This window comes from Paenibacillus sp. FSL R10-2199 (assembly GCF_038000235.1).
Lineage (GTDB): Bacteria > Bacillota > Bacilli > Paenibacillales > Paenibacillaceae > Paenibacillus_AQ > Paenibacillus_AQ phytohabitans.
The window spans coordinates 5,191,672-5,203,888 of the sequence record NZ_JBBOBO010000001.1; the positions used below are offsets into that span (position 1 = coordinate 5,191,672).

Sequence of the window (12,217 nt, forward strand, 5' to 3'; positions counted from 1 at the left end):
CCTCCTCCAGCAGTGGTCTTCCGCCTGCTTCCTTTCGTCTCTCAGTTCTTCAGGCACTCCCGTGCAAGGTCTGGTTTATTGGTCATAATCCGCGTAACCCCCAGATTCCGCAAGCGGATCATCTCTGCCTCATCGTCCACTGTCCAGGGATTAACCTCGAACCGGCTGCGGTCCGCCAGCACCATGAAGGCTTCATCTACCCCCAGATAATACGGATGCAGTACATCCGCCCGGCAATTCGCCGCATATGCCTCCAGCCGGTAGAAGCTTTCCATGAACGCAATCGCCGTCTTGAGCTCCGGGTAATCGCGCTTCAGCCGGGCCACGGCATTGTGATTAATCGAAGAGATCAGCGTATTCTCTGTGTAGCCATAACGGCGCACCAGCTCCGCTGTCCGCATATTCACTTCACCGTAAGGCCGGGAATAATCCTTGGTCTCGATGTTGATGTACAGCCCGTGCTTCATGGCGAACTCCATCACCTCGCCAAGCTCCGGCAGGCGGCTTCCGTCCGTTCCGTATTTCCCGGCAAAAGCATACGAGAAATCATACTGCCGCAGCTCTTCGAGCGTCAGTTCTCCGACCAGACCGGTCCCGTTCGAAGTCCGGTCAATGGACAGATCGTGGATCACCACCAGCTTCCCGTCCCGAGTCAGCTGCACGTCCAGTTCAATGCCGTGCGCCCCCATGTCGAGAGCCAGCCCGAATGCGGCCATCGTATTCTCCGGTGCATAGGCGCTTGCTCCCCGGTGAGCCAGTATCTGGGTCTGCTTCATGCGCGTACCTCTCTAAGCTGATAGCAGACATCCGGACGGTCAGTGATGATCGCGTCTACACCGGCCTCCAGCATCATGTGGATATGCTCCGGATCATTTACTGTCCAGGCGTTGACCTGAACTCCTGCCGAGTGGGCTTCTTCTACCAGTTCGCGGTTAACCCCGATGTACAAGGGATGCAGAGCATCGGCTCCGGTCATTTGCGCATATTTCCCGCCCTCGTATAGCCCCGCGATATAGAGCAGCGCTGTCCGCATCTCCGGGCAAGATTCCTTGAGCCTTACCATAGAGGTATGATTGAAGGAAGAAAAGATCACTTGTCCGCTGAGGCCATACTCCTCAACCAGCTTGCCTGCCTCTTTCCCGAGTCCGTTATACAGCTCCGACTTCGAGAGGATATCTTTCACTTCGATGTTCAGGTACAGATCATGCTCCTTCACCAATTCCAGCACTTCACGGAGGGAAGGAATCTGTGCTTCCGGGTATTGCTCCTCGAAGCCCTTATTGAAGCGGAAGGCCTTAAGCTCAGCCAGCGTGTAGGACATAATATCCCCTTTGCCGTTAGAGGTGCGGTCGATCGTATCATCATGAATCACCACGATCTCTCCGTCTTTGGTCAGGTGAATGTCGATTTCCAGACCGTCGGCCTGCTGCTGCACTGCGAGCCTGAAGGCTTCCAGTGTATTCTCCGGTGCATAGGCGCTTGCGCCGCGGTGGGCGAGTATTTTACAATCCTGCATAGTTTCTCATCCTCCTGTTATTGGGGTTCGGCTTGCTTGTTGAACAGATCGGCCAGGGAGTTCAGAACATAACCCGGAAGAATCTGCTGTCGCGTGATATCCGCTCTTGTGCTCACTCCGGTAAGGACAAGGGCCGTCTGCATGCCGCTGCCGTTACCCATTAGAATGTCTGTCTCCAGCCGGTCACCCACCATCAGGCATTGCTCCGGGGGACAGGCCAGCAGCCGAAGCGCCTCCTGCGCATAATAGGGAGAAGGCTTGCCTATAATCAGCTCAGCCTCTGTCCCGGCCGCAGTTTCCAGCGCTTTGACAATCGCCCACGTATCCGGGATATAACCTCCGGGCACCGGGCAGGCCGGATCGGGATTGACCGCCACCAGCCTGGCGCCCCCTCTTGCCGCTCTCATTCCGAGCACCAGCTTCTCATAATTGAATTCGCGGTCCATGCCTACCAGCACATGGGTCGCTGCCTCCGGGTTCCCGGTGACGGCCACTCCGGACTCCTCCATTTGCCTTCGCATCACCGCTTCTCCAACCAGATACACCCTGGCTTCCGGCTCTTCCCGTGCGAAGTACCTGCCGCTGACATAGAGTGCCGTCAAGATTTCCTCTTCCCCGCAGGCCAGCCCCATGTGCTCCAGTCTGCGCTGGCAATCCCGGGGAGTATGGACCGAGCTGTTGGTCAGAAAAAGAACTCTCCGGCCCCTTCGCCGCAGCTCCGCAACCGTGTCCACCACACCCGCAAGCAGCTGATCGCCAATCAGCACGGTCCCATCCAAATCAAAGCAGTAGGCTTCATATGAAGCGATGTCCATCAGCGCTTGCTCCTTTTCATTCAGGTTCACTGGTTCTCCGCGCCGGAATTTCCGCACAAAAAAACCAGCTCCAGAAATTAAGCCTCCGATTACAGCCTCGTAAGGCTCCATCGAATGCTAATAACTGACCGCTGGGTTTTCTCATCGTCTCCACCCCGGGGTACGTTATTCACTTATTTCACGCTTCCACTGCCACAGGGCCGCGTCCCCAATGGAGACATAATCGGCGCCGCTGTCCAGCGCACTGCTGATTTCCTGCTTTTCCCGGATCAGTCCGCCTACGATCAGCGGCTGCTTAATGCGCTGCTTCATATCTTTGATGATTCTCGGCATCAGTCCGGGCATGAGCTCGACCTCATCGGGATTACAGGTCTTGATCATCCGAAGCGCGGTTTCTATCGCTGCCGTATCAATGGCGAAGAAGCGCTGGATACTGGCGAGCCCGTGGGCTCTGGCTGTGGCGATGGCATTGCTCTTGGTGGTAATGATCCCGTCGATCCGGAAGGCTTCAGCCAAATACTGAATCGCCGCCGCATCTCTGCCAATCCCGCCGACCATCTCTACATGGACGAATACCTGCTTGCCTGCATGCTGCAGCGGCTTCACAATCTGCCCCAGGTTATTAATGTTGCCGGTCATCAGATTCACACGCTTCACACCGCAGGCAACCGCCTGATCAATCTGTGACTCCTCGGTGATCGAAGCAATAATGGGGTTATGCTTCAAGTAAGCATCCTCCCTTCACTTATAGCTTGCAGCTGCCAGCTTGTCTTCCTGCTGGTCCTAGACTCTATGTTACAGAGCTTTTATTCGCTTAATATCAGAGCGCTGTAAAAGTTACAGTTAACATTCAGGCAAGGAATTCCATTGCCGCAGATAACTGACAGGGTTCGGGGCTTCGTATATCAAGCACTGCATGAGAGCTATTTGATCTTCCAACGGCAAGTCATCATCAAATGATCCTGGTGCATCTCGGCTGTCAGAGTTCCGTCCATCTTGTCCATAAGACTTTTGGCAATCGAGAGTCCTAGTCCGGATCCTTGGGCAGAACGTGTGCGGTCGACTGTGTAGAAACGGTCGAATATCAACCTTACCTCGTCACTTGATAATGCCTTCGCCTCGTTAACGATCCTCAACTCGGCAAACCCGTCCCTCTTTTGGAGGCAAATGTTCACCTCTCCACTTGCATGTTTGACAGTATTGATGAGCAAATTCTCAACCACCCTGCGTATAGCTGATTCATCGGCATAGATAACCACGTCTTCCTCTGGCAGCCGGATATCCGGTATAATGTTCTGTTCATTGAAACGGTCGTAGAAACCAACCAGTATTTCTGAAAGGAGTACAGTCATTCCGATTCGCTCCGTCTTGAGCTGATAATCGGGGGACTCAATGAGGGACAGCTCGAAGAAATCATTCAACAACGCCTGCAGACGCTTCGTCCGGTTATGAATGATCGAGAGGTATTCCTGCTTCTCCTCATCCGTAACCGGCTCCGCTCCAAGCAGTTGAACATAACCTGATATGGAGGTCAGCGGAGTACGGATGTCATGGGAAATGTTCGCAACTGCCTGCCGCAGCTCCTGCTCGCTCCGTCTTCTGCGTGCTTCTGCCTCGACGACAAGTCCGGACTGGCGGTTAATTTGACTCGCTAGCGCTTCCAGCCGGTTGTCGAATAAGGTGACTTCAATTTTTTTACCGGTAGTTCCCTTGTTGTAAAGGTACAATTGCTGTGTCATACGCTTTAGCTCCCGCCTGAGCAGCAGCAGATAGGCAAGCAGAAGAGCTGCCGCCGCAGTTAGTATAAGCGTCAGGATAAGCAAGACTCTTCCGCCCCTTTCATATCTATTTGATTTCCTTTCTGCGGTACACAAGAATACCGAGCAGCCCGGATACGGCGATCGTCAGTATGGGCACAAGCAGGAGCGCCGGCAGATCATGGCTATCCATTCTGGGCTTGCCGATATCCCCCATAAGCTTGAAGATCGAATATTCATATACCTTGGTTAAGGAAGGAATGTATTCAACCAAGCCGCCCAGAACGGAATCAATCAATAGAAAGAAAATAATCGAGAAGCCGATTGATTTGCCGCTGTCGGTGAATAGGGCAGTGAACAGGGCTCCGATTGCCGCGTAGCCTGAAGTATACAGCAGCGTTAGTCCAAGAACCCGTAATATGAAGGACGAATCTACACCCTCCGGCAGGTGGCCGAAACCTGCAAGCAGCGAGACCTCTGCTGTGCTTATGACCGGGAATACCAGAGAAATAGCCATGGTTCCGATAGAGAATCCAATCAGCTTGGCAGCGAATAGCCTGCCTCTGGTGTGGCCTGATGATGCGATCGACTTCATTACACCTGTTGAATATTCATTGGCGATGAAGAATCCTGCCAGGGCTGCTACGCCCAATTTGATCACATAAGCATTGCTTGCAATAAAAGTAATCAGGAATTCTGCTCCCGTGAACTGCGGCGCTCCACTGGACTTGTTATCAAAATAGTAGAGCAGCGGGTAGGCCAGTGAAAGAGCGGCGGTTATAAGCAGCAGCACGCGGAAGGATCGGTCCTTGCGCAGCTTGAACAACTCGGATCTAATCAGATTATACATAGCCGGCACCTCCGATCCGCTTCATGAAATAGCTCTCCAGATCTTCTCCCATGGGCATGAACTGCTCAATCTGTACACCTGCAGAGAATAACGCCGAAGATATTTCCGCGGGTTGCCCGAAACGGCCGAACAGCTTAATGGCCCCATCCGGCATCACTTCGAAATCATGGGTATTTAGCTCGTTCTGAATGACCGTTACTGCTTTGTCCGGATTATCCGATTTAATGAACAAATATTGCTGGCATTTATCATTTAATTCCCGGGCGGTGAGCTGTTCCAGCAGCTTTCCCTGATGAATGATGCCATAGTGGCTGGCGAGCAGATGCAGTTCGCTCAGAATGTGGCTGGAGATCAGAATCGTTAATCCCCGTTCATGGTTAAGCCGCTTGAGCAGTTCGCGCATTTCGATGACGCTCATCGGATCCAGCCCGTTGGTCGGCTCATCCAGAATCAGAAATTCGGGATCGCTCAGCATGGCGATTGCCAGGCCCAGCCGCTGCTTCATGCCAAGCGAGAAATTCTTTACTTTCTTCCTGCCTGTATCCTGTAGCCCGACCAGCTCCAGCATACGTACGACGCTATCTTTACCGGGAATGCCCCTGAGGAGCCGGTTCACCTCCAGATTCTCTCCGGCAGTCATGTGCGGGAACAATGCGGGGCTCTCAATAATCAACCCCATTCGCTTGCGTGCCCGGGTTAACGACTTCTCGTCGCCGGCGCCAAATAATTCAATTGATCCTCCGGTTGGAAAAGCAAGTCCGGTTATGATGCGCATCAGTGTTGATTTTCCTGCTCCATTCTGCCCGATAAAGCCATAGATAGCACCTTTGCGGATCGTTAAATTTACTTTATCCAGTGCTACACCGCCTTGGAACTTCTTGGACAATTGATTCGTTTGCAAAATAACTTCATTCATAGTCTCTTGGCCTCCTTCTGTCTTAGACCAAGTATAGAAACAATAACTTAAGAGAGTCTAAAGCCGAATCTTAAGAATGTCTTAAGGCTTTAGCCGATAGCCCATGCCCCATACGGTCTCGATATATTCGCTTCCCGGTGCAGCCTTCACAAGTTTGTTCCGCAAATTGCTCATATGTACGTTGACCGTATTGTCATCACCATGGTAGGGCTCATCCCATACGCTTTCGTATAGATTTGCTTTGGTGAATACTTTTTGGGGTGCCGACAGGAGCAAGCTTAGAATTTTGTATTCCCTGGCGGTCAGTGCAACCTTCATCCCTTCTGCAGTCACCGTTCTAGAGTCGGATTCAAGCAGGAGTCCTTTATGCTGCATGATGCGCGATACAGGCGGAGCCGCAATTTGTGCATACCTGCGCAGATGCAAATCGATTCGTGCGGACACCTCCTCGAGATCAAAGGGCTTCGTAATGAAGTCGTCTGCACCTCCGCGCAGCGCGGATACTTTGGTATGCTGTTCACCTTTAGCCGAAATGATAAGGACCGGCACATCTCCCCGTGAACGGATCCAATCCAGCAGCTCCTCCCCGGTCATTCCGGGCAGCATTAAATCCAGCAATACCATGCTCCATTCCCGTTGCTGCAGATAGAGTAACGCTTCGGTTCCGGAGAAGGCCGGCTGGGGTACATAACCGCTTTTTCGTATAATACTGCACAGCAGCCGGCTGATATCGCTATCATCCTCGGCTACAAGAATATGTATCGAATTATTCATCGTATCTCCTTGTATTTCCTTAATTGGCTGTCATTTCTGAAATCTATGTTTTTATGATAGACTGTTTCTGCTTCTTTTTCCAGAATGAATAGCTGTCCCCATCGGTAGTAAGCCCTTTAGGCATCATTGTTGTACGTTTTGCAACTTTGATTTATTAATAGCCTGGTATTCGGGAAGATTGTTGTATGAAATACAAGAATAAACCTGCTAAGCCGCTTGAAAAAGGTGAAATCCTGCATTTTATACAACAATTTTGAATTTGGGCCGACAGGATGAGGGGAATGTTGTATTATGTGCAGGATTTTATGGAAAGAGTTATTTATATTTCCTCAGGGAAGCTGCTGTTATAAGTAGAGGCATCCCCATACATCATTAACTGATGGGGATGCCTCTTATAAGCACACAACTGTATTCAAAACCTGCTCTTCCCGACGTAGCAGCCTACGCCAGCCTTCTTCAATAATTTAGATGGTAATCAGATCCTTGATCCGGACCGGTAGTCCGGTCCGCATGGCCTGATTGGCGGCGATTCCGGTCATGATGGAGCGGGCTCCGTCCCGGTGGTCGGCCGCACGGTGGTAAATATCCTCGTCCGGCGTTCCGAACAGATCGTTCAGCAGCACAGGATCTCCGCCGCCGTGGCCTCCCGTTCCTTCATCCACCTGAACTTCATAAGGCGCTCCAAACATGGGATGCACCACAATATGCTTACCCTCCACAGCTCCCTCCAGGGCACGGTCACCTCCGGCATTGACATAGGATTTTTCCACGATGCTCATTTCGATTCGGCCCTTGGAGCCGTTAAAAGCTATCCGGTAACCCTCCCAAGGCATGTAGGCGTTCAATGAATACGTAAGAATCGCCTTATTGCTGTACCGGACCATTACTCCCATGGTGTCCTCAATACTGATTCCGTCGCCGAACACGCTTTGATCCCGCTGATAGCCGTCCTCTGCTTCTGCATCCAGGTACATCTCCTTCAGAACGGGATTCTCATCCAGCTGCAGGGCAAAGGGATCGTCCTTGGCAGCCGGATTTCCGGTGGCACGCTGATAGAATGAAGTTACGCCGCGGTTCTCGGCATTCTCCCGGCCATAGAATCGCAGGTCGCCGAAGGCAAACACCGTTTCCGGCTCCGCACCGATCCAGAAGTTGACCAGATCGAAGTGATGAGTGGATTTGTGAACGAGCAGTCCCCCGCTGTTGCGCTTGTCCCGGTGCCAGCGGCGGAAATAATCCGCCCCATGCTCCGTATTCAGCAGCCATTCGAAATGAATGGAATGCACTTCCCCGATTACCCCGGAGGCAATCAGCTCGCGGGCTTTCGTATGATGGGGGGCATAGCGGTAATTGAAGGTAACCCTGACCTTGCGTCCGGTACGCTCCACCGCTTCGTAAATCTCCTTGCATTTCTCCACATCAACGGTCATGGGCTTCTCTGTGATCACATCACAGCCAAGCTCAAGCGCGCGGATAATATATCTGTGATGGGTCCGGTCGACACTGGTGACAATGACAATATCCGGTTTCTCTGTCTCGATCATGGTGTCAAACTGCTCAGCCAGGTAGGTGTTCACCTGCAGATACCCGTGTGTCTCCGACAACAGCTTGTTGGCGTAATCCATACGTGTCTGATTCACATCGCAAAAAGCGGTAAGCTCCGCAGAATCCCTGTACTCCTTCGCGATAGCTTCATAGAAAAATTGCGCCCTGCCGCCAATGCCTACCTGTACATAACGCTTCTTGTCCAATTACGTGCGCCTCCTAAAGTTAGCTCTTAAATTGAGTTCCAGTTTTTGCATCGCAGCCGTGCACTACCCTCAGTTATCTGTCTCAGCCGGAAAGTCCAGACTGAACAAATAGGGGGTCAGCGGCTGAAGCTCTATAGTCTGGCCCGCAGTGCTTTGATCTGTAATCAGATCCATGAAGCCGTTTGCCGTTAATCCGTTGCGGACTGCTTTGACCGCCACGGGTTCCGGGCCATAGTTAACCACATTCATGAGTGTGTGTCCCCCGTATTCAACGGTTCTCCACTCGACATTGTATACGGGAGCATTGTCTGCCGGATCAAGCAGCAGCAGCTGCCCCGGATTTACAGTCTGCAGGACCGGTAACAAGTAATCTCTGATTTGGCCTGCGGTCCAGTCCGTTGCAGATATTTTGTCCGCATGGGCGAGCACATAACTTCTGTCTGCGGCAGAGAGCGCCGCGCCGTGCGGCGTAAGCTCCAAAGCGTGGGAGCCGATCAGCAGCACCCGTCCGCCCTGCTCCATAAACTGTCTGATTCCGCTCAGCGTCTCCGGATTGACTCTTGAAGCGTTTGGCACAATCAGCAGCTTATAATCGTCCAACCCGCCATTGTCTACCTGCCCTTCAGAAACATATCCAGCCTTGTAGCCGCTGTAAGACAACGCTTCATAAGAGCGGAGTGAGACTGCCGAATAATCACCGGAGAAGACGCCTGAGGCTGTAGAATACAGAATCGCAACCTGTGGCTGCTCGTTCTGGAAGGCGGTAACCTGGCCGGCCAGCCGGTTCAGGTCCAGATTGGTTCGTCCCGCCTGAGCTACAACATCCGGCCGGTGCAGAATGCTGCCCTCGGTACTGGCCGTTTCATTGTATGTCCGCTCCCAGACCCAGATGGCCGAGCCGCCCCTGCCGTGAATCGCACTCTGCCACAGTACGGAGCGGACATGCTTTGCCTGTTCCGGCGTATACATTTTGTCCCCGTCTGCGATCAGATGATGCTCAGAATTAAAGACCGGGGCTTCTTTGAAGGAAGCCTGCAAATCATAGAAGCTGAGTTCTTCCATGAAGCCCTTCGGGCCTTCGTTGATATAATTCCAGTTGTCATTGCCGTTGATCTGGCTGAACTCCGAGAAGCGCTCGATATCCACGCCCCAGGACAGGCTGCCCCGGGGATCACCCATGATTTTCGCCTGCACAGGCAGCTCAGGAGCAAGCTCATGGATAATTCCGGCCATCCATTCATGCCAGCTGGCGAAGTAATCCTGGTTGAACAGCACATAGTCATAAGACGCCGGAGAAGCTGTAATATTCTCAGGCATAGGCACTTCGCTAAATGAGCTATAGGCTGTTTGATAGACGCCGTTCAGCTGCCCGATATCGCCGTCATAGATGCCTTCAAGATACTCCTGCCAGGCAGGCAGCGCATAGGCATCCTTATTGGCCATATAGACCGATTCGTTGGTGAGCGTAAGACTCTGCAGCGAATCATAATCCTTGATGGCAGGAATCAAGGCCCGCAGATAATCCTCTATAATGAATTGGGCCATCGGCTGAAACAGGGAGAATTTGATAGAGCCGTTATTCTCCACCTTCAGCTCGGGCCACTTTGCGAGTACCCAGTCCGGAAAATAATGCGGGGAAATCAGGAGATTGACCGCAACATCATAATCCTCAGCCCGCTGCAGCGCCGGTAACAGATCCGATTGGATTTTGCGGGTGGAGACAACGTATTCCTTGTCTGGGGAATAACCTCCCAGCTCCTCAAAGCCGGGATTCTGAATCAGATTCACCGTGCTCCCGGCCTTGACAACACTTAAGTCATCCACCCAGACCGTACCTGTATTCTCGGATAAAATAACCAGCGGGTAGGATACCTCCCCCTTCGCTGTGGTATATTCGAACGTCACCTCCGTCCAGTCATAGGTTCCGCCGGGCAACGGCTGACGCTGCTTCCAGCCCGTTCCGCCCGGGAACCAGACGTTCCTGGCATTGTCACCCTTCACCCATACCTTGAATTCATAGGTAGTCTCCGGCTCTACTGCTAAGGTCTGGGCGACATTGATGAATACATTCGGCTGCCGCGGCGATGCATTGGCAATCTTCAGGGAATGATTGCCGGAATGGCTTATCCCTTCTGTAATTGCTGCTGTAGCAGACACCGCACCGGAGCGGTTGACGGTGTAGCGGTTTACGAAATCTTGTTTGTCCAGAATGACATCCCTTGGCCCCAGCTCAATCTGGATTACGTTCGCTCCGAGATCCTGAAGCTTCGGAATATCCCGCTTCACCTGGTTGAAGTGACCGTAGCCCGTGAAGAAGATTGGCCGTTCTTCGGTGACGCCCGTACTCCTCACGATGGTGTCACCCACGAAGGAATATCCGGAAATCTCCGGGCGTCCGGAGACATACCGGGGGGCGGACTGCGGGGTCAGGCTGCCATCCAGATACCCTTCCAGCTGCTGCTTGCTGCCTGCAAGCATCGTCTCCAGCTCAGCCGCCACATACTGCGCTCTGCCGAGCCGCCCCTGCACGATATCCTCCTTGCCGTAACCAATGAAGTCCTTGATTACGGTATAATCAATCCGCTCATAATCTGTGGACAGTCCTTGTGCCTCACATTGCAGCAGCAACTGCTCCAGACCGGGCAGTTGTGCATTCACACTATCCAGCATGGCCTCAATCTCTGCGGGATCGAGCACCGCAGTCACCTTCAGCTCCTGCCGCTTGCCGGCAGTACTCCCTTGCTGCGCAAGCGTGAATTCAAGCAGCTGCTCTCCGGGGTCCGCCGTGGTGAACGGCAGGCTCCATCCGGCGGCCGAGCCGGCAGGCAGCGTGAAATCCGCTTCAACACCCGGCAGGCTGGATGACAGATGGAGGTTATGCGGTTCACTGGTCGTGTTCACAGCGTACACCGAATAAGAGACAGTCGTATTCACATTGATCTCCCGGGGACCTTCCACCCAGAAGCTCCAAGGGTCGGCGGAAGGGACCAGATGAATCACTGCATGATCGGCCGGACTTTTGGCTTTGCCGATGCCCGGTGTCCATTCCAGCCAGCCCCGGCGGCCCGCGCCGTCATTGTCGTTGAACAGCAGCGTGAACGGAAGCTCCCCGTTCTCCGGCATACCCGTGGAGATAGCAGACCACGGCATCCGTACCTCATAGAAGGTCTCCTGTCCGGTCCGGCTGGCTGCAGCCGTGATCACTTCCGCTCCTGCTGCGGCTCCGCCTTCGCTGAACTGCCAGACATGCGCTTGCCCGTCCATATAATTGATGGCGTATTCCGGCCCGTAGCTGCCGCCGGGACTGAAGGCGAACTGGATGCTGTCCCCTCTCCACATAGTGCTGTCGGAGACAGGAGCATGCACATTATCCGTCACCTTCGCCGTCCAGTAGAAGTAGCTCTGGTCATAAGCGAGATAGACGCTGGCGGATACATCCGCAGGTCCTCCCCAGCCTTCGACCAGCACCTGCCCGGCAGCCTCCGGAAGCCGGATCTCTGCGTAGCGATCCCATTCGTCCACTACCCCGTCAATGACGATGTCCTCCGCTTCCAGAGCCAAAGCGTGCGTATGCTTACCGAAGCTACTGCGGAAATCATCTTCCCAGTCTGTAATGACCGGTGAAGCCGGTTCTTCATAGACGGACTCAGTTACGCTGGCGGGAGTGCCCGGAGCATCCGGCGGTATGATCCCCCCAGGTGATGCAATCGCTCTCAATTGTTCTCCGTAGACAGCAGAGGGGAACCCCTCTGCCGCCATGGAGAATACCAGCACGATGATCAACGCCCATACGGCTTGCTTGCTGCTTCTCCTATTCATCGTTGCGTATTCCTCCCTT

10 protein-coding genes are annotated in these 12,217 nt (G+C 53.3%); all 10 read right to left on the bottom strand.

All coding sequences use genetic code 11. The features are described 5' to 3' along the window. Window positions 1-41 precede the first annotated feature (41 nt). Window positions 42-776 (bottom strand): glycerophosphodiester phosphodiesterase, encoded by a 735-nt coding sequence (locus tag NYE33_RS22775; protein ID WP_341067699.1) that lies wholly within the window; start codon window positions 774-776, stop codon window positions 42-44. Next, window positions 773-1,516, bottom strand: a complete 744-nt coding sequence (locus tag NYE33_RS22780; protein ID WP_341067701.1) for a glycerophosphodiester phosphodiesterase — start codon at window positions 1,514-1,516, stop codon at window positions 773-775. The genes NYE33_RS22775 and NYE33_RS22780 overlap by 4 nt, the downstream gene beginning before the upstream one ends. A 17-nt stretch (window positions 1,517-1,533) precedes the next feature. Beyond that, window positions 1,534-2,361 carry an HAD-IIA family hydrolase gene (locus NYE33_RS22785; RefSeq protein WP_341067703.1) on the bottom strand — a complete coding sequence of 276 codons (828 nt, stop codon included), beginning with the start codon at window positions 2,359-2,361 and terminating at the stop codon, window positions 1,534-1,536. 135 nt (window positions 2,362-2,496) lie between these two features. Beyond that, window positions 2,497-3,057 carry a glycerol-3-phosphate responsive antiterminator gene (locus NYE33_RS22790; protein WP_039292156.1) on the bottom strand — a complete coding sequence of 187 codons (561 nt, stop codon included), beginning with the start codon at window positions 3,055-3,057 and terminating at the stop codon, window positions 2,497-2,499. 197 nt (window positions 3,058-3,254) lie between these two features. Further along, the gene (locus tag NYE33_RS22795) at window positions 3,255-4,070 is read right to left on the bottom strand and encodes a sensor histidine kinase (RefSeq protein WP_341067705.1); all 816 of its coding nucleotides are present in this window, start codon (window positions 4,068-4,070) and stop codon (window positions 3,255-3,257) included. Between the two features lie 106 nt (window positions 4,071-4,176). Further along, complete coding sequence (locus NYE33_RS22800; protein WP_042137438.1) at window positions 4,177-4,938, bottom strand: ABC transporter permease; 762 nt, start codon at window positions 4,936-4,938, stop codon at window positions 4,177-4,179. Beyond that, a complete protein-coding gene (locus NYE33_RS22805) occupies window positions 4,931-5,854 on the bottom strand; it encodes an ATP-binding cassette domain-containing protein (RefSeq protein WP_042137436.1) in 924 nt (307 codons plus the stop codon). Before NYE33_RS22805 ends, NYE33_RS22800 begins: the two co-directional genes overlap by 8 nt. Before the next feature lie 81 nt (window positions 5,855-5,935). Continuing rightward, entirely contained in the window at window positions 5,936-6,628 is a 693-nt protein-coding gene (locus NYE33_RS22810; protein ID WP_340987088.1) for a response regulator transcription factor, read from the bottom strand. A gap of 464 nt (window positions 6,629-7,092) precedes the next feature. After that, a complete protein-coding gene (locus NYE33_RS22815) occupies window positions 7,093-8,379 on the bottom strand; it encodes a Gfo/Idh/MocA family oxidoreductase (RefSeq protein WP_341067706.1) in 1,287 nt (428 codons plus the stop codon). A 69-nt stretch (window positions 8,380-8,448) separates the two neighbouring features. Further along, window positions 8,449-12,198 carry a sugar-binding protein gene (locus NYE33_RS22820; RefSeq protein WP_341067708.1) on the bottom strand — a complete coding sequence of 1,250 codons (3,750 nt, stop codon included), beginning with the start codon at window positions 12,196-12,198 and terminating at the stop codon, window positions 8,449-8,451. Window positions 12,199-12,217: the final 19 nt, after the last annotated feature.